Consider the following 23,012-nt stretch of genomic DNA (forward strand, 5'->3'; position numbering starts at 1 on the left):
GAAGCCGCCCGCGCCGAGTCCCCGGGCGCGGGCGGATCGCCGTACCCCGCTCAGACCTTCAGATCGAGGGCCGACCACAACTCCCGTTCCACGTCCGTCGGCGGGATGTGCGCGGCGAGACACTCCGGGTGGCCGGACGGCGGTCCGTCGTACGGCTCCGGTGTCTCTTCGTGGGTGGCGGCATGGGGCAGCGGAAGTCCCCCCAGGCAGCAGCCGACCGCGAGCAGTCCCGGCGTCCACCGGGCCAGCGCGTCGGCCCATCGGCGTGCGCGGCTCATCGTGCCCTCACCGCAACGGCGCCGTCGGCCACAGCGGTTCGGTCGCGCGATGTTCGGCCTCGCGCAGGACGCGCAGCACGTTGCGGCCGGTCAGTGCCTCCAGGTCGGCCCTGGACCAGCCCCGGTCGGCGAGTTCGCGCAGCAGCACCGGGTAGCCGGAGACGTCGGCGAGGCCGACGGGCTGGTGGTCGACTCCGTCGTAGTCGCCGCCGAGGCCGATGTGGTCGCGGCCGGCCACCTCGCGGGCGTGCTCGACATGATCGGCGACCTGGGCCACCGTCACCTCGGGGCACGGGTGTCGCTCGGTCCAGCGGCGCAGCCGGTCGTCGTCGGCGGTCGCCGCGAAAGAGGCCGCGAACTCCTTGGCCACGTGGGCCGGTTCCTCGCCCGGGCGTGGTGCGCGCGGCCAGGTCCAGGACTGGGAGGGCAGCCCTAGACGTTCACGTTCGGCCCGCAACTCCTTTTCCCACGCGGCGACTTCGGCCGAGATGAAGTAGGGGACGAAGGTGAGCTGGATGACACCGCCGTTGTCCCGCAGCAGTTCCAGGACCGGGTCGGCGACATTGCGCGGGTGGTCGTTGAGGGCGCGTATGGAGGAGTGGCTGAACAGCACCGGTGAGGTCGACGCCGTGAGGGCCGCGCGCTGGGTGGAGTCGGCGACGTGGGAGAGGTCCACGAGCACGCCGGTGCGGTTGAGTTCGGCGACGATCGCACGGCCCGTGTCGTTCAGGCCGCCGACGCCGGGCTCGTCGGTGGCCGAGTCAGCCCAGGTGGTGTTGTCGTTGTGGGTGAGGGTCACGTACCGGACGCCGAGCCGGGCGTACGAGCGCAGGACGCCCGGTGACTCGGCGAGACTGTGGCCGCCCTCGATGCCGAGCAGGGAGGCGATCCGTCCGTCGGCGAGCGAGCGCTCGACGTCGGCGGCGGTGTAGGCGATCCGCAGGGTGTCCGGGTAGCGGGCGACGAGCCGGTACACGGCGTCGATCTGCTCCAGCGTGGCCACCACGGCCTCGGGCTCGGGGAGTTGGGAGGGGACGAACACCGACCAGAACTGTGCGCCGACCCCTCCGGCGCGCAATCGGGGCAGGTCGGTGTGGAGGTCGGGACGGCCGTCGTCCAGCCCTTCCATGCTGTAGCCGGAGCGGGCGCGCAGCGCGCTGGGCAGGTCGTTGTGGCCGTCGAAGACGGGGGTGCTGCTCAGCACCTGCTCGACCAGGTCCACCACGGTGTCGGTCATGTGCCGGCCACTCCTTCGTCGAGGATGTCGGATGCGTCGACGGCCACCAGGTCCCGGCGGCGGCCCTGGCGTACCGGGTCGGCGACGGGCAGCGAGGCGACCAGCCGCCGCGTGTAGTCGTCCTGTGGACTGCCCAGCACCTGGGCGGTCGAACCGGACGCGGCGACCCGGCCCCGGTGCAGCACGACGACACGGTCGGCGACCTGCTCGACCACCGCGAGGTCATGGCTGATGAACAGTGCCGCGAAACCCAACTCCCGCCGCAGTTCGGTGAAGAGGTCGAGCACCTTCGCCTGGACGGACACGTCGAGGGCCGAGGTCGGCTCGTCCGCGACGATCAGCGGGGGCCGCAGGGCGAGCGCCCGGGCCAGGGCCGCGCGTTGTCGCTGGCCGCCGCTGAGTTCGTGCGGGTAGCGGTCGGCGTAACTCCGGGGCAGATGAACGGACTTCAGCAGCGCCTCGGTCTCGGCGCGGATCGCCGCGGCCCCGAGTTCGCGCCGGTGCACGGTCAGTGGCTCCGCGACACTGTCGGCGATGGTGAGCAGCGGATTGAAACTGGCCGCAGGGTCCTGGAAGACGTAGCCGATGCGGCCGGCCCGGCCGCGTGTGCGCCGTCTCGCCGTCAACTGCTCACCGAACACGGCGAGTTCGCCGCCGGTCGCGGCCGTCAGACCGGCGACCACCCGGCCGATGGTGGTCTTGCCGCTGCCGCTCTCCCCCACCAGCCCGAGCACCTCGCCCGGCCGGATCTCGAAGCTCACGCCGTCGACCGCGCGGAAGCCCTTCCTCCCCAGTCGCCCGGGGTAGTCCACGACCAGCCCGGCGGCCCGTACGACGGGCCGCTCGTCGCCGGTCACGGAGGCCGGTGTCCGGCTCTGCTCTCCGAAGACCGGTACGGCGGCCAGCAGTTCGCGGGTGTACGGGTGGGCGGGCGTCGCGAACAGCTCGCGGACCGGGGCCTGTTCGACGACCTCGCCCTCACTCATCACGGCCACCCGGTCCGCGAGGTCGGCGACGACGCCCATGTTGTGGGTGATGAGGAGCACGGCGGTGCCGAAGTCGGTGCGGCAGCGGTGCAGGAGTTCGAGGATCTCCGCCTGGACGGTGACGTCGAGGGCGGTGGTGGGCTCGTCGGCCACGATGAGCCGGGTGCCGAGGGCGAGGGCCATGGCGATGACGGCGCGCTGCTTCTGGCCGCCGGACAGTTGGTGGGGGTAGTGGTTCACGCGGGTGGCGGGGTCGGGGATGCCGACCTTGTCGAGCCATTCGACGGCCAGCGCCCGGCGTTCGGCCTTGCTGCCGCCGTGTCCGTGGGCGCGCAGCCCTTCGGTGAGCTGCCAGCCGATGGTGAAGACGGGGTTGAGCGCGGTGGAGGGCTCCTGGAAGACCATCGCGGCGTGGGTGCCGCGCAGGGCGCGAAGCCGGGCGGGGGACGCGGTGAGGACGTCCTCGGCCGGGTCGGCGGTGCCGTCGCCGAGCAGGACCCGGCCGCGGGCGGTCGCGGTGGCGGGGAGCAGCCCCAGGACCGACTTGGCGGTGACGGTCTTGCCGCTGCCGCTCTCGCCGACGAGGGCCAGCACCTCCCCCGGCGCGACGGACAGGCTCACGCCCTTCACCGCGGGGGCCGTGCCCGCGTCCGTGGCGAAGGTGACGTGCAGGTCCTCGATGCGCAGGAGGTCAGTCATCGTCCGCGCCTCCGTCCGTTCCGGGGGCGGTCGCCTTCACCGTCGTACCGCCGCGTCGTCGCAGGCGCGGGTCGGCGAGGTCGGTGAGGCTCTCGCCGAGCAGGGTGGTGCCGAGCACCGTGAGCACGATGGCCAGGCCCGGCGGGATCGCGGTCCACCACAGGCCCGAAGTGACGTCCTCCACCGAGCGGTTGAGGTCGTAGCCCCACTCGGACGCCGAGTTGGGTTCGATGCCGAAGCCGAGGAAGCCGAGTCCGGCGAGGGTGAGGATGGCCTCGGAGGCGTTGATGGTGAAGATCAGCGGGAGGGTGCGGACCGAGTTGCGCAGTACGTGCCGGAACATGATCCGCCAGGTGCCGGTGCCGATCACCCGGGCCGCGTCGACGAACGGTTCCGCCTTCACCCGGGTCACCTCCGCCCGTACGACACGGAAGTACTGCGGTACGAACGCCACGGCGACCGAGCAGGCCGCCGCGCCGAGGCCGCCGACGAGGCTGGACTGTCCGCCGCTGATCACGATCGACATGACGATGGCGAGCAGCAGAGGCGGGAACGCGTAGAGCGCGTCGGCCAGTCCCACCAGCAGCCGGTCGAGGCGCCCGCCGAGATAGCCGGACGCCAACCCCAGTACGGTGCCGGGAATCACCGAGAGCAGCAGCGCGGCGAGGATGATCTCCAGCGCGGTCCTGGCGCCCCACACCGTGCGGGAGAGCACGTCGTACCCGGCGATGGTGGTGCCCAACGGATGGGCCCCGCTGGGGTGTTGCTGCGAACCGAACAGCCGTCCCCCGTCCTGGAGTTGGGCGAATCCGTACGGGGCGAGGAGCGGTCCGAGGAGGGCGGTGAGGAGGAACAGCACGGTGAGGACGGCGCCGGTGAGGAGCATGGCGCGCTGTATCGCGCCGCCGGTGCGCAGTCGTGCGCGCATGCGGTCCGGCAGCAAGGTGGGCCGTCGCACGTGGAGTTGGGCCACGGCTCAGTACCTCACTCGGGGATCGATGAGGGCCGCGACGACGTCGACGAGGAAGTTCGTCACCGCCACGACGACGGCGAACAGCGCCACGATGCCCTGCACCGCCGGGAAGTCACGGACCGTCAGATAGTGGGCGAGTTCGTAGCCGAGGCCCTTCCACTCGAAGGTGGTCTCCGTGAGCACCGCTCCGCCGAGCAGTCCGGCGACCTGGAGTCCCAGGACGGTGACGACGGGGATCAGGGCAGGTCGGGTCGCGTGTCGGGTCACCAGGCGGAAGGGCGCGACACCTCGGGAGCGGGCGGCCTCGACGTAGTCGGCGCCGAGGGTGCCGATCAGGTTCGTGCGGACCAGCCGCAGCAGGATGCCGGCGACGAGCAGGCCCAGTGCCACGCCGGGCAGTACGGCGTGTTTCAGCACGTCCGCGACGGCTGCCCCGTCGCCGCTGCGGAGGGCGTCGAGGAGGTAGAAGCCGGTCGTGCTGGTCTGGTTCTGGAGGAAGAGCTGCACGTCGGTGCTCGCCCGGCCGGACGCGGGCAGCCAGCCGAGCTGGATGGCGAAGACGAGCCTCAGCAGCAGCCCGACGAAGAACACCGGGGTGGCATAGGTGAGGACGGCGAACAGACGCAGCGCCGCGTCGGGCGCTCGGTCCCGGTACGAGGCCGCCACCATGCCCAGCGGCACACCGACGGCGAGGGCCACCAGGAGGGCGTAGAAGGCGAGTTCGACGGTGGCGGCGCCGTAGGTGCCCAGGACGTGCGTGACCGGTTCGTTGTCAGTGACGGTGCGGCCGAAGTCGCCGGTCGCCAGGGACCTCAGGTAGTCCAGGTACTGGGTGAGCAACGGCCGGTCGTAGCCCGCCTGGTGGAGTTTCGCCTGGAGCTGGTCGGGGGTGAGCCGGTCGCCGAAGGCGGCGCTGATCGGGTCGCCGGTGGCGCGCATCAGGAAGAAGACCAGGCTGACCAGGATGAACACGGTGGGGATGATGAGGAGGAAGCGGACCACCAGGTAGCGGGCGAGTCCGTACCCGGCGGCGCCGTCGGCGGGGTTGCCGACGGCGCCGGGGGCCGTCTCCTGGGTCAGGGCACTCACTTCTTCGAGAGTCCTGCCCAGCGGAAGGTGTACGCGCTGGTCAGCGCGTCCGGCACACCGCTGACGTCGGTGCGGGTGACGATCGCGGTGGACCCCTGGAGCAGCGGCAGCAGCGGCACCTGCGCGGCGGCCTTGTCCTGCGTCTCCTTGAGGAGTTCGGCGCGCTTGGCCGCGTCGGTCTCCGTCTCCTCCTCCAGGATCAGCGAGCGTACGGCGGGGTCGTCATAGCCGTTGGCGACCCAGCTGTTGGCCGAGTAGAAGGGCGAGAGGTAGTTGTCGGCGTCCAAGTAGTCGGCGTACCAGCCGAGTTGGTACAGCGGGTACAGGTGCTTGATGCGGTCCTTGCCGTACTGGGTCCACTCGGTGGACTGGAGGTTCACCTTGAACAGACCGGTCGCTTCGAGCTGGGTCTTGACGAGCGCGTACTCGTCGGCCGAGGACGAGCCGTAGTGGTCGCTGTTGTACTGGAGGTTGAGGGTGACGGGGGTGGTCACCTTCGCCGCCTTCAGCCGTGCGGCGGCCGCCGCCTTGTCGGGGCCGCCCTTCTTGTCGCCGTAGAGCGACTTGAAGGAGTCGCCGGCGCCGGTGAGTCCGTCGGGCACCGAGCTGTAGAGCGGCTGGTAGCTGTTCTTGTAGACCTGCTGGGCGAGTTGGGCCCGGTCGACGGAGTCGGCCACGGCCTGGCGGACGGCCAGCGCCTTGGCCTTGTCGGCGTCCTTGGTCTTCGTGCCGTAGGGCTGCGTGGTGAAGTCGAAGACGATGTAGCGGATGCCGTTGCCGGAACCGGTGTGGACCTTGATGTCCTTCTTCCTGGCCAGGTCGTCGAGGTCGGCGGTGGTGAGGGTGCGGTAGACGGCGTCGACGGTGCCCTGTTGGACGTCGAGCTTGAGGTTGCTGGCGTCGGTGTAGTACTTGAGCTGGATGTTCTTGGTCTTCGGGGTGCCCAACTGGCCGCCGTAGTCGCTGTTTTCGGCGAAGGAGACCAGCGAGTTCTTGTCGTAGCTCGTGACGCCGTACGGGCCGCTCCAGGGCTTGGCCGCGACGATGGCCTTGTCGTCGAGGATCTTGTCGGCGGGGAAGGCCTGTTCGTCGACGATGTAGCCGGCCGCGGTGGACAACACCTGGGGGAACAGGGTGTCGTTGGCGGACTTGAGGGTGAAGACGACCGTGGTCGGTGACGGGGCGGCGACCGAGGCGAGGTTGTACAGGAGCGACGAGGGGCCGTTCTCGTCGGCGATCTTCAGGGTCCGGTCGAAGGTGAACTTGACGTCGGAGGAGGTGAGTTGGTGGCCGTTCGCGAACTTCAGGCCCTTCCGCAGAGTCACCGTGTACTCCTTGGGCCCGGTCAGCTCGATGCCGGTGGCCAGGTCCGGGGAGACCTCCGTGGCGCCGTTCTTCACGCTGAGGAGGGTCGCGTAGACCTCGCTCTCGATGGTGCCGGAGCCCGCGTCCCAGGTGCCCGCCGGGTCGAGGCCGGCCACCTGGTCGGTGGTGCCGACGGTGATCGTCGGACCGTCGGACCCGGTGGACGTCTTGCTGCTGGTGCAGCCGCTGAGGGCGACCAGGAACGCCGCGCCGAGGGATATGGCGCCGAGGGGTCGAAGAGGTCTGACGGTGCTGGAGTGTGCCATGGCTGGTCTCTGTCTCCGCATGGGTGGGTGCGCGAAAGGGGTGCGGCGGGCAGGACATGCCGGGCGCGCGCTGTCGCGTGAAGGGTGAGAGTGGGTGAAGGTGCTGCGCGAGGAACGGGTCAGCTGTGACAGAGACAGCTGGAGACCAGCAGCAGATCCACATGGCGCCGGGAGCACAGCACGAGGCCAGTTGCCACGCAGTCCTCCTCAAGGTGTCGCCGGCAACTGAGGCCGGTGGGAACGCACTTGCAGAACAGGAACATCCGCCGAGCGGTCACCTGGGGCACCCCACTGCGTCGGGGGTTGCCGTCCGGCCAGCCAGGGCTTGATCACCGGAACTCGTAGCTCGCGCTCACCGTAGATCGACTGTTCTGTCTGCGTCAAGAAGGCCCGGGGCGGCGACCGTGTGCGGGGAAGTCGCTTTCTGCCGGGCGCGGAGTCGGTGCCGACAGGGTTGGCGGGGAAGGGAGTTCCGCCGGGCGGCCAACTCGGTGGGGGTGCCGCGGTCATCGACGGCATCGTCCAGGGCCGCCCGCACACGGCCGAAGCAGACGGGCTCGCGCAGCCTCACATCCGGGCTTTCAGCACGTCGACCTCACAGCCCGGCGCGAACGGGTCGAAGCCGTGCTCGCTCAGCCAGCGAACCACCAGCAGGCTGCGGAACGACCACCACGCGCGGATCACGTCGAGGTCGACGTCGGTGCCGTAGCCGGCGATCAGGTCGTCGAGGCGCTCCTCGTGTCCGAGCGTGAAGGTGGCGAGGTCGTACAGGGCATCACCCTGGGCCGCCTCGGACCAGTCGATGATGCCGGTGACCTCGTCGCCGTCGACGAAGACGTGCGCGATCTGGAGGTCGCCGTGCGTGAACGCCGGAGTCCACGGCCGGAGCGCGGCCTCGGCGACCTGGCGGTTGCGGGCGACCAGGTCGGCGGGCAGGACACCGTTCGCGACGAGCGACTCGCACTCGTCGTCGAGTTCCGCCGCCAGCGCGACAACGCTCCGGCCGGGTCGGGGCGGCAGCGGCGCGTCGTGCAGCTTCCGGATGACGGCACCCGCCGCGGCCCACGCCGCCGGCGATCCGGTCGACGGCCCGCCGAGGCGCCCGAGCGTGGTCCCCGGGAGCGCGGCGATCGCGAGCACGTGCGGCTTGCGCCACAGGACCTCCGGGGTCGGGACCGGCGCCAGGGCCATCGCCTCGACCTCGACGTCGATACGCGCCTGATCGGCGTCCACCTTCAGGAACACGTCACCGACACGCAGGGTCGCGCGCTCGGAATGAGCGACGACGACTTCGACCTCGTCCATGGGCGACCAGTATTCCGGGGACGAACGGCGACGTCGCCGGGTTTGTCGCGTGCGGCTGCGCGGCTGACCGCGTCCTCTCGGCGTCATGGATCTGTCTGGCGTCACGTTCCGCGACTCGTCGGGCTTCAACGCCCTCCTGCGCCTACGACGCCCTTCGCAACCGGAAACGAGGGTGCGTCCTGGTGCTCCTTGTGGCCCTTGCGGCGACGAAGGTCCGGAGGTTCCGGCGGGGAGCGGCGCGCGACCTCCCCAGGCAGTGCGCCGCCCCCGCCATCGCGCCTCGATTACCCCCAGGTTCCCGCCGTACTCCCGCTCAGAGCCATGGGCACGCCATTCGGCGACCGCCGCGGTCAGGGGCGGGTCTGCGAACGTGGTGGGGTGTTCCTGTCCGAGACCACCCCAACCTGGCCCAGCCGCCCCTCCGGCCGTGTCGGCACGTCTTGGAACGGCTCGTCGCCGGTACCTCCCGGACCGACAACGAGGGCCGGCGACTTGTCGTCCAGGATCCGGCCCACTCTCGCCGGGCACGGCCGGACTCGGCGAAAGGTGCGCTCCCAATGGGTCAAGCGCATCGCCCGGGGTAACCGGAACGGAACGTGAGAGCCGAGCGCCTCTCGGTATTCCTCCAGCAGAAGCGCTCCCGCAGTCCGCAGGACGTGCGGGACTGAGCGAAGGAGCGCCAATGGATGCGGCCGTGCTGCTCGAGGTCGAGCACCGACAAGGTGATCGAGGATCTGACGGTCCGCTCCTGGACCGAGGAGACGAACTTCTGCCCCGCCGTCCGCGCGGCGATGCCGTCCTCACCCTCCTTCCATGCCGCCCCACCACGCGCCAGTCCCCGAAGACCGGCACCCGGCGGGGGTGCCGTAGGCTGCGCGCGCTGGCGTTGGTACACACATACGAATATCGAGGGAGCATCTGAATGGTGAAGCGAGACAGCGCCGCAGACCTGGTGGGGCTCCTGACTGCCGACGACCGCAATCTGGCCGAGTCGTGGGTCGCAGAGGTGTCGAAGTCCCTGAGTGGTCGCGTGGGCCGGGCAGAGCTCGACCGCGAGCTGCGAGAACTCTACGAAGCCCTGGTGGAGGCATTGCGGCAGGGCGCAGCCGATGTCCACTCGGAGCAGATGTCCGAAGTCCGCGCCCTGCTGACCGAGTTGTCGCGGAACAGGGCACGCCAGGGGTTCTCACCGAGTGAGACCGCCATCAGCGTCTTTGCTTTGAAGCGGGTCCTCGAACCGGTGCTGGAGAACGGCTCCGTCGACGAGATCCGCGCCTACGTGCGGCTCGCCCGCGTCCTGGACGGCCTGGGGCTCTTCACGATCGAGACCTACACGCAGACCCGGGACGAACTCATCACCGCGCAGGCGGAACAGTTGCTGGAGCTGTCCACGCCGGTGGTACGGCTGTGGGACGGAGTCATCGCCGTACCGCTGGTCGGCACACTGGACTCGGCGCGGACCCAGGTCGTGATGGAGAAGTTGCTGCAAGCCCTCGTGGACACCGGCTCGGAGCAGGCCATCATCGACATCACGGGCGTACCCGCGGTGGACACCCAGGTCGCCCAGCACCTACTCAAGACCATCGTCGCCGCCCGGTTGATGGGCGCGGAGTGCACCGTGTCCGGCATCAGCCCGCAGATCGCGCAGACCATCGTGGCGCTGGGGATCGAGTTCGACGGCATCGTGACCAAGGCGAGCCTGGCGGACGCTCTCAAGCTGGCCCTGCGCAGGTCCGGCGTGGACATGGTCGCGCACACGGGCGGGCAGCGATGAGCGAGCGCATTCCGATCCTGCGGATCGGCGACACCCTGCTGGTGTCCGTCCAGTCCGACCTGGAGGACCAGACGGTCCTCAACCTCCAGGAGGACCTGGCCGACCAGATCGTCGCCAGGTCCGCCGAGGGCGTCATCATCGACATCAGTGCTCTGGAGATCGTCGATTCCTTCGTGGGACGCATGCTGGCGACGATGGCCGCCATCTCCCGCATGCTCGACGCCCGGACCGTGGTCGTGGGCATGCGTCCGGCCGTGGCCATCACCCTGGTCGAACTGGGCCTCTCGCTCGGCGGCGTCAGCACCGCCCTCGACCTGGAGAAGGGGCTGGCGAAGCTACGCCAGTCGGCCAGTTCGGCCTCGCAGTGACCGCGCCCTGGACGACGGACGAAGAACCCCTCGTCTATCCCATCGCGCGCAGCGGCGACCTCGTCCACGTCCGCCAGGCCATCCGCGCACTGGCCCAACGGTGCGGCCTGTCCCTGGTCGACCAGACGAAGATCATCACCGCGGCCAGTGAACTCGCGCGAAACACACTGACGTACGGCGGTGGCGGCAGTGTCAGGGCCGGCGCCGTGAACGCGAACGGCAAGCGGGGCGTAGCCGCGGTCTTCGAGGACTCCGGCCCGGGAATCGCCGACGTCCGGCAGGCGATGACGGACGGCTGGACGTCGGGCGGCGGACTGGGTCTGGGCCTGAGCGGTGCCCGCCGGCTCGTGGACGACTTCGAACTGCGGACCGCGCCCGGCGAGGGCACGGCCGTGACCATCGTCAAGTGGGCGCGGTGAGTACCGTGGCCATGGTCCACAGCGAGGACGTGGCGTGGTTCAGGGACGGCCCGTCCCTGCCGATCACCGCCCGGGGCGCGGCGGCCGCGCTCGCCCGGCGGATCGGGCTCAGCAGCCATCGGGCCGCCGAGGTCGCCCTCGCCGTCACCGAAGCCGCGACGAACGTGCAACGACACGCGGTCGACGGTGCTCTGCTGCTGCGCGTCGTGCGCTCGGGGGACGAGGCCGGGGTGGAGTTCCTCACCGTCGACTCGGGACCCGGGATGACGGACATCTCCGCCTCCCTGGCCGACGGAACCTCCAGCGCCGGCACCCTGGGCATCGGGCTGGGGGCGGTCTCGCGGCTGGCGGACCACTTCGACCTGCACTCCGTTCCCCGCCGCGGCACGGTCATGACCGCACGGTTCTGGCCACGGACCGTGGACGGCAGGTCCGTCGTCACCTCGCAGAACATGTCCCCCGCCGCCGGTGTGACCAGACCCATCAGCGGTGAGAGCGTGTGCGGGGACGCGTGGGCCGTCCGCACGGTGGCCGACGACGGCGACCCGGCCCGCCCCACGCTGCTGCTCATGCTCTGTGACGGCCTGGGGCACGGACCCCTTGCGGCGCGCGCGAGCCAGGCCGCGGTCAGGGCCTTCCACGACACATCCGACCTCAGTCCGGAAGGTGTTCTCAACGCCGTCCACGCCGCGCTGCGCGGAACGCGCGGCGGAGCGGTCGCCGTGGCCAGGATCGAGCCCGCCGCACGGCGGGTGCTGTACTGCGGCATCGGCAACGTCAGCGGCTTCCTTCTCGGCGACGGCCCACGCCGGGCCCTGTTGTCGGCCCCTGGAATCGTCGGCGCGCACATGCGGCGACTGCGGACGTTCGAGGAGCCGCTGCCCGACCATGGTGCCCTGGTCATGCACTCCGACGGCCTGACCGAGCGCTGGGACGCCGGATCGCTGCCGGGTCTGCGGGGACACTCGGCACTCGTCGCGGCGGCCGAGTTGCTCCGCGAGGCGGGTGTACGACGGGACGACGCGAGTGTCGTCGTGGTCAAAGGCACCTGGTGAGCGGTGAGAAGGGGAGCAGGCATGGCGAGCGACGCGTTTGAGCACAGCGCGGGCGGTCGCCGTTCGGCCGCGGTGCGGCGGGTGACGACCTTCGGCCTCGCCTCCGCCCAGGATGTGTTCGGCTTGCGGCGCAGCGCTCAACAGGCCGCCGCCGCGATGGCGTTGGACCAACAGGACCAGGTCCGGCTGGCCACCGCGCTGAGCGAACTCGGACGGGACCGGCTCGGCTGCCGCGGGCTGGAGGTCTCCTTCGGCCTGGACACCGAGGACCGGCCGGTGTCCCTCCTCGTCACACTCACCTGGAACAGCGGGTCCCCGGTGGCCCAGGAGACACTGGACCTGGTGGCGAAGCTCGTACGCGTCGACCACAGGACGGGCGGTACAGCCGAATCCGTCGTCATCACCCAGCCACTCCCCGAGGACGGCACGAAGCCGGCCGAGCGGTACGCCCGGCTGCTTCAGGTCCTTGAGGACAGCGACCGGACCACCGAAGCGGACGATCTCCGGGCACAGACACGGGACTTGATCGCGACACTTGAGGAGACCCGCGCCCAGCGCGAGGAACTCCGGCGGCTCAACGAGGAGTTGGAGGAGACCAACCAGGGCGTGCTGGCGCTGTACTCCGAGTTGACGCAGGAACTCGAGACCACCAACAGCGGCGTCCTCGCGCTGCACTCCGAACTGGAGGAGAAGCGGCGGCAGTTGCAGGAGGCGAGCGAGGCGAAGACCCGGTTCTGGACGAACATCAGCCATGAACTGCGCACCCCGGTCAATGCCGTGGTCGCGCTCTCCACCCTGCTGCTGGCCCCCAGTTCCCCGCCTCTCGACGCCGAGCAGCACGAACAGGTCGAATTGATCGCGTCCTCCGGCCATTCACTCCTGTCCCTGGTGAGCGATCTCCTCGACGTCGCCAAGGCCGAGGCCGGCCACCTCGAGATCCATCCGGAACCGGTGGATCTGCGCCTGCTCGTCACCCACCTCTGCCGGCTTCTCCTCAGCACCCACGGCCGGGACGGCATCACGCTCGTCACTCCCGCCCCGGAACGGCAGCCGGCCCTGACGACCGACGAGACACTCCTCATCCGTATCCTGCGCAATGTCCTCTCCAACGCCCTGAAGTTCACCGAGCGGGGCGAGGTGCGCCTCGACATCGCCGTGGAACCCGAACCCACCGCTCCGGCAGTCCTGTTCACCGTCACGGACACGGGCCTCGGTATCCCCGCCGACGAACTCGACCGGGTCTTCGAGGCGTTCTACCAGGTCCGCGGTCCGCACCAGCGCGGCAGGCCCGGCACCGGCCTGGGCCTGCCCTACGCCCGCACCCTCGCCGAACTGCTCGGCGGCTCCCTCACCCTGACCAGCACCGTCGGGGTCGGCACCCGGGTACAGGTCCGGCTGCCGGACCTCGGTCACACATGCGCGAAGGAATCCGACACCGGAGGGACGGGTCATGACCGGTAATGCCCAGGACCTGGCGCCCGCGACCGTGTTGGTCATCGACGACAACGAGACGAACCGCTACGTCCTCACCAGTTGGCTGCGACGCGCGGGACACACCGTCATCGCCGCCGCCACGGGCGAGGAGGGCCTCGCCCGTCTGAACACCGTGCCGGACCCGCTTCCCGACCTCGCGATCGTGGACGTACGGCTGCCCGACATGAGCGGCTTCGAGGTCAGTGAACGCCTCAAGAGCGACCCGCGGACAGCCCATCTGCCGATCATCCAGATCTCCGCCGCCGCGATCAGCCCGGCCGATCACGCGGAAGGACTGAGACGAGGGGCGGACGCCTATCTCGACCAGCCCATCGACCCCGGCGAACTCCTCGCCACCGTCACCGCGACCCTGCGCTACGCCCGAGCACGACAACGCGCGGAACGGCTCGCGCAGCGTCTGATCGCGCTGAACAGCGCGACGCTGGACGTCTACAGCGCGGTCGGCTTCCACTCCTTCGCAACGGCCGCCACCGACGGCGCGGCCACTGTCCTGGCCGACTCGGCCAGCGCGGTGTTCCTCTCCCCGCACGGGCAAACGGTCCACAGCATGATCGACGGCCCGCGGGCACCCGTCCGCATTCACCCGGTCTCCGCGGGCCTCCCGGACCAGCTGGCGGCCCGCTGCCTGAACCAGGAGACCGGCGTCGCGATCACCCGTCTCCCGCACAGCCATTGGCAGGCCCTGCTGCCCACCGACCACCTCAGCGGAGACGTGGCTCTCGCAGTCGCCCGTACCAGGCGCGGACGTCCCCCCGTCTGCCTGGCCGTACCCGCGACCGCTCTGCACGGCGCCGACGACGAACAGCTCCTCCAGCAACTGGCCAACACGAGCGCCCTCGCCCTGGAGGCCCTGCGGACCTACAACGAGGAACACGCCCTGGGCCTCGCGCTGCAACGCTCCTTCCTCCCCAAGCAGTTGCCGACCGTCCCCGGCATCGAACTCGCCTTCCGCTATCTCCCCGCCTCCGAACACGCGGAAATCGGCGGCGACTTCTACGAAGCGGTACAGACGGTCAACGGTCTGCTGATCGCCATCGGAGACGTCGTCGGCCACTCGCTGATCGCCGCGACCGTCATGGGGGAAGTACGCCACGCACTACGGGCCTACGCCATCGAAGGCCACCCTCCGCACCACATCCTGCAACGCCTGGAAACACTGTTGGGCCAGTCCCAGCCCGGCCTCACGGTCACTCTCTGCCTCGTCCTGGTCACCCCGGACCACCGCCGCCTGCACATCGCGAACGCCGGTCACATCCCCCCGCTGGTGATCGACCCGCAGGACGGTCCGCGGTTCCACCACCCGCACGGTCCGCTGCTCGGCCTGGGACTCCCCCATCCACCGCCCACCGTCCTGCGGGCCCCACCCGGAACCCGCCTGCTCATGGTCACCGACGGCCTCATCGAGGTACGCACCACTCATCTCGACTCCAGCCTCGCCGAGTTCCGCGAGGCCGTGGCCGACGGTCCGGACGACCTCGAAGCGATGTGCGATCTGCTGCTGGCGCGTTTCGGGCAGAACAAGGACGACGACATCGCCCTGATCACAGCCCTGTTCACCTGATCGCCCATGGACTCGGAGACACTTTCGCCCTTCCCCGCCAGTCGTGCGCCCGGGACGGCATATCCGGTATTGACGGCCTGGAACGGGACCGTCGGATACAGATCCTCTTTCTGGTCCGGATAGTTGGCCGTCAATTCCGCCGCGATCTGGTGTTGGTGATTTCTCCTGACGCCGTGGGTTCCTGGCATTCACCGTCCTGGACACCGCCGTCGGGCCTTCTGCTCGCTCGCCGGATGTTCCTCGGCGAGTGGGTCAGCAGGACGACACCAACGCCTGCCGCCACGATCTGCGTGCCGGCCGCCATGCCCAGAAGGGGTGCGGCTCCCAGTCCGCCCAGGGCGCCGATCCCGGCTGCTCCCGCCGCGGCCGCCGTACTCTTCAGACCCGCGCCGAGGGTGAAGATCTGTGTGCGCAACGGCTGTGGCGCGTATCGTTCTCGCGCGGCGAGCAGGGTGCTGAACAGCGGGCCCGTTGCCCAGCCCGCTGTGACGAAGAGTGTCGTGGTCAGTGCCATTCCGGTGACACATGAGGCCAGGGCCAAGGGCAGTGCGATCAGGGGCAGGCACAGCAGTACTACTCGTTCGGGCCGAGTACGGGTCCAGGGTTTGACCGCGTAGGTGAGGGAGCCGGCCATGGCACCGGCGGCGAAGGCGGTCATCAGACCGCCCGCCGCCCACCCTGCATGGCGTTCGGTGGCCAGCAGAGCCGTGATGACGGGCAGGGATCCGATGCCGATCTGGCCGATGCTGCTGGCCCAGGTCACGGATCGCAGCGGGGGGTTGCGCACGATCTCCCGGGCGCCGGCCGCGAGGACGGCGGGCCGTAGTGCGGCGGTCATTCGGTGCTTGGCGGGAGGGCGGGCCGGTAGCCGCAGCAGAGTCACGGCAGCGGCACCGGTCAGCGCCGCCGCTCCGAGGGCGAAGAGTGCTGCGCCCGGTCCGATCATGGCGGCCAGCATCGCTGCCAGAGCGGGGCCGAGGATGCCCGCCAGATTGTAGGTGGTGGAGTCGATGCTGAAAGCACGGGTGAGGGCCCGCTCCGGGAGGAGTTCGGCGAGCAGGCTGGTGAGTCCCCCGGTGATCAAGGGGGCGCAGCAGCCGGCCGCGAGGACCAGGAGCACGACGAGGCCCGTGGGCAGCCGGCCCAGTGCCCATGCGGTCGCGGCCAGTCCGGTGCCGTAGGCGGCCAGGCCCAGGCCGTGGAAGAGCTTGCGGCGTCGGACCCGGTCGGCGAGGACGCCGACCACGGGAGCCGCGATCACATGGGGCACCATCAGCGCGGCGACCAGGAGGCCGCCGAGGCTCGCGCTGTGCTCCCGTGCCAGGGCGAGCAGAACGAGTGCGACGCGCGCTCCCTCGTCGGCCAGGCGCGCGCGGGTATGGCGACGCCGAGGTAGCAGGCCGTGGGCGTGGCGACGGCGGCGGATGAGGCGGTGGCGGCCATCGAGGTCCTGCCCGTCGTCAGGGGGCCGTAGCACGGTGAGGAGCCGGCCCCGGATTTCCGTGAGCGTCATCGGTCAAGGGGCTGATTCCACGATCTTGTGGATGTATGTCCGGACGGGCGACACTGCTTGGGTGGAGTTCACTTTCGTCAGTGGTCATACGGCCCTGGACCTGGCCGCGACGCTGACCTGGCGCAGCAGCTACCCGATCGAGCTGTTGGCCGGTCCGCGGGACCTGTCCGCGTGGATCGAGCAGGCAGGAATCGAGCAGGCAGGACTGGCGGACGGGGCCGGGCGCGTCGGCGACGCCGATGTCGAGCGGACGCGGGAGTTGCGCGAAGCCGTCTACCGCACGGCGTCCGCGGAGCTGTTGGACCAGCGCCCCCGAGCCGGGGACCTGCGCCTGATCAGCAGGACGGCGGCCGGCAGGCAGGTCACGCCGGAGCTGGAGGAACTGGGCCGGGTGGTGTGGCGCGGGGGCGTCGACCAAGTACTGGCCACGGTCGCCCACCAGGCGTGCGTCCTGTTCGGCGGACCCGATCACCAGCGTATTCGGTCGTGCGCGGACACACAGTGCACCCGACTGTTCCTTGACCATTCCCGGTCCGGCAGCCGCCGCTGGTGCGACAAGCAGACCTGCGGCGGGCGGGCCAACGCCGCGGCCTACCGCCGACGCCGTTCGCAGCCCTCTCCGCGATGACCTCACGCGCCCACGCCGTGTCCGGCAGGACGGAGAGGCACAACTCCCCGTCCCGTGCCGGGTATCCGGCGTAGTCCATGTGCGGGTAGACCCGGCCGATCCGCACGAGGGGGGGTGATGCCGTACGTCGTCGCAAAGCGGACCGGGGTGAAGATCTCGTCCTTCGTCGGCACTACGAGGGCCGCTCCCCTCCCACTGTTCCCACTGTCCAGAGGCTTGTACATCGGTCGGCTCGGCGGCCTTCGTGTCCCCACCGGAGTGCCGGCACCTGCTCGATCCGCCGCGCGGTTCGCTCTCGGTCGCGGGGCGCAGCGGGGCCGCGTGCACGGAAGAGGCGGGAGTGAGTATGACTCGCCCCGTACTGAGCACCCGGGGAGTGGGGACTCACGTCCCCGCGTTGATCCCGAGGTGAGGAGAGCGGTCATGCCGGCAGGTTCAAGCCCCAAGCGGGAGCGGCAGTACGAGCACATCAAGGACAGCGCGGAGAAGCGGGGCGCCTCCACCGGGCGGGCGAAGGAGATCGCCGCGCGGACGGTGAACAAGGAGCGGGCCCGCTCCGGCGAAGCGCGCCAGGCGAGCAGGACCTCCACCCAGGACAAGAAGTCCGCCTCGCAGCGCGGTGGCGAGCGCTCGCACCGGGGTCCCGTGAGCCCCACCAGGGACCAGCTGTACGAGGAGGCCAGGAAGCGCGGCATCCACGGCCGCTCCTCCATGAACAAGCAGCAGTTGCGCAAGGCCCTCGGCCACTGACCCATCGCAAGCGCCGCGGACCCGCGGTCTCGCGACACCGACACCGACACGAAGAAAGGCGCATCCCATGGCTGACAAGCCGCTCAACGGCCACCGCGTACTCGCGCTCGTCACCAACTACGGCGTCGAGCAGGACGAACTGCTGGTGCCGCTCACACGACTGCGGGAGGACGGCGCGGACGTCACCGTCGTCACGCTGCCCTTCCGCGCCGTCGCCCGGCTCTTCGGCGGCGCCTCCGACAGCGCGCACGGCCATCACTGAGAACACTGGTGCGCATCGCTCCCCGGTGTTGGAGGGGGCGATGCGCACGAGTGATCCGGAACTGCTGGACGTCCTGCGCGCAGGCGTTCGTACGGAGGTGGCCCCGGGTCTCCGCGGCCCGGTGCGCCGATTTCCGTGCCCCAGGTGAGGACGAGGTGGAGGGCGAGTCATGCCGCGAGCGCGTGAAGAAACCCGTTTCAGACATCCCCGGCACGAGCGCCGTGGAGAGGCCCGACTACCGGCTGTGGCGGCGACACTCGTCGCCATCGCGCTCTACCTCTTCCTGCCCCAGCCGCTCCTGATCGCCCCCCGTTACGTCCTGCCCGCCCTGGAGTGCCTGCTGCTCGTCCCCCTCATAGCGATCAACCCACGTCGGCTGACCCGCCAGACGCGCGCCTTCCGCGCCCTGTCGCTGACGCTCGTCGCTCTGATCGGAGCCAGCAACCTCGTCGCGCTGGGCATCCTGATCCATGAGCTGGTGTCCGCCGAGGTGAAGGACGGCCGGGAGCTGTTGCTGGCCTCGTTGCAGATCTGGCTCACCAACATCATCGTCTTCGGTCTGGCCTACTGGGAGCTGGACCGGGGCGGCCCGGTCAGCCGGACCCAAGTGCCCCGTGAATCACTGCCGTTGGCCGACTTCCGCTTCTCGCAGGACGAGAACGCGGGCGCCGTCCAAGAGGTCTCCGACGGCTCCAGCAAGACATCCGACTGGGTACCCACCCTGATGGACTACCTCTACGTGTCGGTGACCAACTCCACCGCCTTCAGCCCCACGGACACCATGCCGCTCTCCTCACGCGCCAAATTCCTGATGAGCGTCGAGAGCGTCACCGCCCTCCTCACCTCGCTCCTCGTCATCGCCCGCGCGGTCAGCATCCTGCACTGAAGGTGCTCCGCCTCCACAGCGACCAGGGCTCGTCAGTGCTCCTCGCCTCGTCCCTCGAAGTCCCGTCGTACGGCTGCGCCTTGGTCCTCCACCAGCCCCGCGTCCTCCGGAACATCCAGGACGGTCGCGCAGCGCTCGCACACGGTCCCCTCTCCGGCCGGTGTCCCACACACCTTGCAGAACCGACTGGCCCGCAGATCTTCGCTCTTGTCCGTCATGACCTCTCCCGAACAGGTGAACAGCGCCCGCTGCCGGGTGTCCCGAGCAGCAGTGCGGATCTCATTGCGGATCTATTGGGGTGGTACCGGGGCACCCCCTTCGCGTGCCTTGGCGTCGGGCGCGCGGAAACACGCGGTGACCGCCTTCCCGTGGCGACAGGGGTGCACCTCCCATGTGTCGGCCACGGCATCCACGAGGAACATGCCGCGCCCACCGAGGCTCTCCGCGCCGGCCGCGCGAGGAACGGGCAGGTCGCCGGACTTGTCGTGCACGGTGACATGCAGGCAGTGGTCGTCGCACGTCATCACCAACTGGGCGCTGCTGTGGGCATGCCGGTGTGCGTTGGTCACCAACTCGGAGACGGTGAGCAGTACCGCGTCCACCGTCTCCGGAGCGGTGCTCGTCCAGCCCCGCGCCTCCAAATGCTCACGCACCCAGTCCCGGGCGGCCTTCACTTCGCTGTTCAAGGGCAACGAGCGCGCCCAGCCCACTGCCCGTAGCGACGAATCTTCCACGGCGGTCCTTTCTCATGGAGACGAGTCGGGGTCAGCGACAGCCAGGAACCCTTTCGCCAAACACCGAACCTGGGCCCGCGACGCGGACCGGCAGCGACCCAACACCCCTGTCCAGCAGCCCTCAGGACTCCGGCAAACTGCTCGATGCGCCCGTCGCGTCTGACACGACGCCTCTTCTCAAGGCACCGTGCCCGGACATGCTTCGGATACCCCGGCCACGTCGGCTCAGCCCTGTCCCCCGGCACACGACACCCCTCAGCACCGCGCGCGTTCGGCCAGGGCTTTGGCTCGGGCACAACGGCGGATCGCCGCCTACAGATTGACCTTCTGTTCCGCTCCGAGGACGCCTCATTCGCAACCTGCTGACGACACCGCCACGGTGACATCGAGGCAGCGAGTGTCCGGAGGGCGGCCCCAAGACTCCTGGGACGACCGGCCATTGAGAGAAGTCGGTCGGCTCCTGCCGGGCAATCGGAGGCGTCCCTCCCCTAGAGAGGGAGCACGGGGTCAGGTGCGCTCTTTCTTGGGAAACACGTACTCGTCGAGGACCAGGCCGACGGCGACGGCCGCCGGGATGGCGACGAGGGCGCCGATGATGCCGAGAAGCGCTCCGCCGACCAGTACCGCGAGGACGGTGACCAAGGGGTGGACGTCGACGGCGAACTTCATGGCCCTAGGCACGATGAGATAGTCCTCGGCGACCCGGAAGACGACGTAGAAAACCGCGGTCGCGATCGCGATGGGCAGGGACACGGACAGCGCGACGAGACTGACGACGATTCCGGCGAGCGTGGAGCCGACGATCGGGATCAGGTCCATCAGGGCGGTGAAAACGCCCAGCGCGGCGGCGTACGGCACACCGGTGGCCGCGCACCAGCCGAAAGTGGCCACGCCCGCGATACCCGAGGTGACGAGGTTGCCGAGCATGAACTTGCCGATGCGGTTCATGATTTCCTCGGCCACGCCCTCGACCCGCTCACGTCGGCTGGCCGCCACGAAGCGCAAGCCGAACTGCTTCATGGTCGGCAGTGCCGCCATGCAGTAGAGAGTCACCGTGATCACGATCGCCGTGGACGTGACGGTGCTCAGCACCATCTGCCCGGCGCCCAGGACTCCGCCCGCCAGGCCGGACGCTCCGCTTCCCGAGCCGATCTGCTGCTTGGCCCTCTCGACCAGGTGGAAGCGGTCCTCCAGGCGGCCGATCGTGGACTGGTGGTTGTGGACCTGCTCCAGCCAGCCGGGCGCCGCGTCCACCAGAGTGGTGACTTCCTTGGCCACGGGAGGAATGACCAGGGCCAGGAATCCGCCGAGTACGACGATGAACCCGGTCAGCACGATCGCCACGGCCCAGCCGCGCCGCAGACCCCGGCGCGTGAACCAGACGACGAGCGGTTCCAGGCTGATCGCGATGAACACGGCCAGCAGGAGCAGGGTCAGCATCGAACTCACTCGCATGACGGTCTGCACGGCGAGCCACGCCAGGCTCGCCCCCAGACCCAGTGCGAAGCCCACGGTCACCCACGACCGTCCACGTCCACCGCGTGAATCTCCGGGCGGGGGCCGCGGCGGCGCCTTCCGGAACTCCACTCCGGCGTCCGCCGGGCCGGGGCCGGAGCCGTTCGCGTCCGCCCCTTCCGACGCGCCGTGCTCGTCCCTGGCGGACTCGGGCTCGGACTGCGCAGACATCGCGACGGCTCTCCTAGATGGCCTCATGGCCTCGAATGGGCGGGGGTGTTCCGGGTACCCAGAGACTCCGGATGTACCGCGCCGTGCCCCGCCCAGCGCGTCGTGAGCCGACCGGGACACGGAACGGGGAACGCTTGGCCGACATCCGAGCCTGAGACGGAGCCGAACACCGTGATCGATCTCGATCCCTTCACCGACCTGCTCGACTACCCGATGTACGTCGTGACCGCCGAGGCCGACGGGGAGCGAGCCGGCTGCCTGGTCGGATTCGCCTCACAGTGCTCGATCCGACCCGCTCGCTTCATGGTCTGGCTGTCCAGGGCCAACCGGACGTACCGGGTCGCCGAACGCGCCGAACGCCTCGCGGTCCATCTCATGCGCCGCGACCAGGACCGGCTGGCCCGGCTCTTCGGCGGCGAGACCGGCGACCGTACGGACAAGCTCTCCGAGGTTCCGTGGCACCGGAGGCCGGGCGGATCACTGATCCTCGACGAGGCCCCCGCCTGGTTCGTCGGCCGGGTGGAGAAGCGGGTCGACGGCGGCGACCACGTCGGTTTCCTGCTCGCCCCGGAGGCGACGGAAAATCTCGCGGCCGACCGCACCACTCTGCTGACGCTCACCGACACCCACGCCATCACTCCGGGCCACCCGGCGGACTGAACCGCCCGGCCCGGCCGGTCAGGACCCGACCGGCGTTCCGGGGCTGCTGTCGTAAGCCTTCTGTACGAGGGCCGGGCGGCGGCCGTCATTGAGCTGCCGGTTCCACAGGGCATCGACCTGTTCGCGGGCCTGCGACTCCAACTCGGCGGGGAGCAGGTGCCGGTAGCGGCGGTCCTCCCCCAGCAGGACCTGCACGGTCCTGTCGTAGACCGGCTCGGGGTCGTACTGCCCGTGCGGGAAGGCGAGTGCGGAGTAGTCGTGGAGACGGTCGGCGGGGTTGTCGCGCCATTCCTTCCACGTCTCGAACATGGTGTCGTTGAAGCCGGTGAGGAAGGGGCCGGGGTTGACCGTCGCCACCGTGACACCGAACTCGGCGAGTTCCTGGTCCAGCGCGTCGGCGAACGCCTCGACCGCGTGCTTGGAGCCCGCGTAGGCGCCGGTGAACGGGTCGACGGTGAGTCCGGCGACCGAGGACATGAAGACGATACGTCCACTGCGGCGGGCCGCCATCTGCCGGGCGATGCCCTGGGTGAGCAGGACAGGACCGAAGACGTTCACCTCGAACTGGCGGCGCAGCCGCTCCTCCGGGATGTCGACGGTCGCGCCGCCTTCGGAGACACCGGCGTTGTTGAGGAGGACCTCGACACCCCAGGTCCAGGCGTTCTCCCGGTCTCCGGGGTCGGTCACGTCCAGTTTCTCGACCCGCAAATCCGCACCCCGCTGTCGGGCGTCGGCCCGTACCGTGCCGACCTGGGCGATGATCTCCACGCCCGCGATCACCTCGTGCCCCGCCGCGGCGAGCCGTAGCGCCACCTCTTTGCCGAAGCCGCTGCCCGCACCGGTGATGAGTATCGGTCCCGCCATGTCGTCGCGCCCTTCCCCTACTGGTGTCCGGTCTCTCCGGACAACGGATGCCCCGGCCCCGCGTGCAGGGCTGTTCCAAAGTCCTGCCGGGTGGGTGAAGTTGCTGGTCACGGGGTCATGCCGAGGAGGTGCAGGGGACGGGTGAAGGGTTCGTAGGACA

23 protein-coding genes and 1 riboswitch are annotated in these 23,012 nt (G+C 69.9%); of the genes, 11 read left to right on the plus strand and 12 right to left on the minus strand.

Going from position 1 to position 23,012, the window contains the following annotated elements; all coding sequences use genetic code 11:
- Positions 1–50: 50 nt before the first annotated feature.
- The 7 genes from ACIRRY_RS41365 to ACIRRY_RS41395 all read right to left on the minus strand — a co-directional run bounded on the left by ACIRRY_RS41365 (position 51) and on the right by ACIRRY_RS41395 (position 8,198).
- Positions 51–278 (minus strand): DUF6059 family protein, encoded by a 228-nt coding sequence (locus tag ACIRRY_RS41365; RefSeq protein WP_403983712.1) that lies wholly within the window; start codon positions 276–278, stop codon positions 51–53.
- Between the two features lie 7 nt (positions 279–285).
- On the minus strand, positions 286–1,515 hold the full coding sequence (locus ACIRRY_RS41370; RefSeq protein ID WP_403983714.1) for a dipeptidase: 1,230 nt from the start codon (positions 1,513–1,515) through the stop codon (positions 286–288).
- Positions 1,512–3,200, minus strand: coding sequence for a dipeptide ABC transporter ATP-binding protein (locus ACIRRY_RS41375; protein WP_403983716.1), 1,689 nt, complete (start codon positions 3,198–3,200; stop codon positions 1,512–1,514). The genes ACIRRY_RS41370 and ACIRRY_RS41375 overlap by 4 nt, the downstream gene beginning before the upstream one ends.
- A complete protein-coding gene (locus ACIRRY_RS41380) occupies positions 3,193–4,173 on the minus strand; it encodes an ABC transporter permease (RefSeq protein WP_403983718.1) in 981 nt (326 codons plus the stop codon). Before ACIRRY_RS41380 ends, ACIRRY_RS41375 begins: the two co-directional genes overlap by 8 nt.
- 3 nt (positions 4,174–4,176) lie before the next feature.
- Positions 4,177–5,262: an ABC transporter permease gene (locus ACIRRY_RS41385; protein WP_403983720.1), complete on the minus strand. Its 1,086-nt coding sequence runs from the start codon at positions 5,260–5,262 to the stop codon at positions 4,177–4,179.
- On the minus strand, positions 5,259–6,893 hold the full coding sequence (locus tag ACIRRY_RS41390) for an ABC transporter substrate-binding protein (protein ID WP_403983722.1): 1,635 nt from the start codon (positions 6,891–6,893) through the stop codon (positions 5,259–5,261). The genes ACIRRY_RS41385 and ACIRRY_RS41390 overlap by 4 nt, the downstream gene beginning before the upstream one ends.
- A gap of 237 nt (positions 6,894–7,130) precedes the next feature.
- Positions 7,131–7,240, minus strand: a riboswitch (SAM riboswitch).
- Between the two features lie 220 nt (positions 7,241–7,460).
- Entirely contained in the window at positions 7,461–8,198 is a 738-nt protein-coding gene (locus ACIRRY_RS41395) for a phosphotransferase family protein (protein ID WP_403983724.1), read from the minus strand.
- A gap of 922 nt (positions 8,199–9,120) precedes the next feature.
- Here ACIRRY_RS41395 and ACIRRY_RS41400 point away from each other — a divergent pair.
- Genes ACIRRY_RS41400 through ACIRRY_RS41425 form a run of 6 tightly spaced genes read left to right on the plus strand, consistent with a single transcriptional unit; the run spans position 9,121 to position 14,869 of the window.
- Complete coding sequence (locus ACIRRY_RS41400; protein WP_403983726.1) at positions 9,121–9,972, plus strand: STAS domain-containing protein; 852 nt, start codon at positions 9,121–9,123, stop codon at positions 9,970–9,972.
- Complete coding sequence (locus ACIRRY_RS41405) at positions 9,969–10,340, plus strand: STAS domain-containing protein (protein WP_403983727.1); 372 nt, start codon at positions 9,969–9,971, stop codon at positions 10,338–10,340. The genes ACIRRY_RS41400 and ACIRRY_RS41405 overlap by 4 nt, the downstream gene beginning before the upstream one ends.
- Positions 10,337–10,759, plus strand: coding sequence for an anti-sigma regulatory factor (locus ACIRRY_RS41410; RefSeq protein ID WP_403983729.1), 423 nt, complete (start codon positions 10,337–10,339; stop codon positions 10,757–10,759). Before ACIRRY_RS41405 ends, ACIRRY_RS41410 begins: the two co-directional genes overlap by 4 nt.
- On the plus strand, positions 10,747–11,814 hold the full coding sequence (locus tag ACIRRY_RS41415) for an ATP-binding protein (RefSeq protein ID WP_403983731.1): 1,068 nt from the start codon (positions 10,747–10,749) through the stop codon (positions 11,812–11,814). Before ACIRRY_RS41410 ends, ACIRRY_RS41415 begins: the two co-directional genes overlap by 13 nt.
- A 21-nt stretch (positions 11,815–11,835) precedes the next feature.
- Positions 11,836–13,275: a sensor histidine kinase gene (locus ACIRRY_RS41420; protein WP_403983733.1), complete on the plus strand. Its 1,440-nt coding sequence runs from the start codon at positions 11,836–11,838 to the stop codon at positions 13,273–13,275.
- A complete protein-coding gene (locus ACIRRY_RS41425; protein ID WP_403983735.1) occupies positions 13,265–14,869 on the plus strand; it encodes a SpoIIE family protein phosphatase in 1,605 nt (534 codons plus the stop codon). The genes ACIRRY_RS41420 and ACIRRY_RS41425 overlap by 11 nt, the downstream gene beginning before the upstream one ends.
- Positions 14,870–14,999: 130 nt before the next feature.
- Here the strand turns inward: ACIRRY_RS41425 and ACIRRY_RS41430 are convergent, their stop codons facing one another.
- Entirely contained in the window at positions 15,000–16,382 is a 1,383-nt protein-coding gene (locus ACIRRY_RS41430) for an MFS transporter (RefSeq protein ID WP_403983737.1), read from the minus strand.
- A gap of 61 nt (positions 16,383–16,443) precedes the next feature.
- On the opposite strand from ACIRRY_RS41430, the gene ACIRRY_RS41435 reads away from it, so the two are divergent.
- From ACIRRY_RS41435 to ACIRRY_RS41450, 4 genes are all read left to right on the plus strand, one after another.
- Entirely contained in the window at positions 16,444–17,010 is a 567-nt protein-coding gene (locus ACIRRY_RS41435) for a CGNR zinc finger domain-containing protein (protein ID WP_403983739.1), read from the plus strand.
- 423 nt (positions 17,011–17,433) lie between these two features.
- A complete protein-coding gene (locus tag ACIRRY_RS41440; RefSeq protein ID WP_403983741.1) occupies positions 17,434–17,760 on the plus strand; it encodes a plasmid stabilization protein in 327 nt (108 codons plus the stop codon).
- Positions 17,761–17,827: 67 nt separating this feature from the next.
- Complete coding sequence (locus tag ACIRRY_RS41445; protein WP_403983742.1) at positions 17,828–18,022, plus strand: LPFR motif small protein; 195 nt, start codon at positions 17,828–17,830, stop codon at positions 18,020–18,022.
- 244 nt (positions 18,023–18,266) lie between these two features.
- The gene (locus ACIRRY_RS41450) at positions 18,267–18,908 is read left to right on the plus strand and encodes a hypothetical protein (RefSeq protein ID WP_403983744.1); all 642 of its coding nucleotides are present in this window, start codon (positions 18,267–18,269) and stop codon (positions 18,906–18,908) included.
- Positions 18,909–18,940: 32 nt separating this feature from the next.
- Here the strand turns inward: ACIRRY_RS41450 and ACIRRY_RS41455 are convergent, their stop codons facing one another.
- The 3 genes from ACIRRY_RS41455 to ACIRRY_RS41465 all read right to left on the minus strand — a co-directional run bounded on the left by ACIRRY_RS41455 (position 18,941) and on the right by ACIRRY_RS41465 (position 21,328).
- The gene (locus ACIRRY_RS41455; protein ID WP_403983746.1) at positions 18,941–19,126 is read right to left on the minus strand and encodes a hypothetical protein; all 186 of its coding nucleotides are present in this window, start codon (positions 19,124–19,126) and stop codon (positions 18,941–18,943) included.
- 72 nt (positions 19,127–19,198) lie between these two features.
- Entirely contained in the window at positions 19,199–19,642 is a 444-nt protein-coding gene (locus ACIRRY_RS41460; protein ID WP_403983748.1) for an ATP-binding protein, read from the minus strand.
- Between the two features lie 507 nt (positions 19,643–20,149).
- Positions 20,150–21,328 (minus strand): AI-2E family transporter, encoded by a 1,179-nt coding sequence (locus ACIRRY_RS41465; RefSeq protein WP_403983750.1) that lies wholly within the window; start codon positions 21,326–21,328, stop codon positions 20,150–20,152.
- A 171-nt stretch (positions 21,329–21,499) separates the two neighbouring features.
- Between ACIRRY_RS41465 and ACIRRY_RS41470 the strand changes: the two genes are divergently transcribed.
- Positions 21,500–21,988, plus strand: a complete 489-nt coding sequence (locus ACIRRY_RS41470; protein WP_403983752.1) for a flavin reductase family protein — start codon at positions 21,500–21,502, stop codon at positions 21,986–21,988.
- An 18-nt stretch (positions 21,989–22,006) separates the two neighbouring features.
- Here the strand turns inward: ACIRRY_RS41470 and ACIRRY_RS41475 are convergent, their stop codons facing one another.
- The gene (locus ACIRRY_RS41475) at positions 22,007–22,852 is read right to left on the minus strand and encodes an SDR family oxidoreductase (protein WP_403983754.1); all 846 of its coding nucleotides are present in this window, start codon (positions 22,850–22,852) and stop codon (positions 22,007–22,009) included.
- Positions 22,853–23,012 lie beyond the last annotated feature (160 nt).

The organism is Streptomyces sp. NPDC101776 (genome assembly GCF_044766845.1).
Lineage (GTDB): Bacteria > Actinomycetota > Actinomycetes > Streptomycetales > Streptomycetaceae > Streptomyces.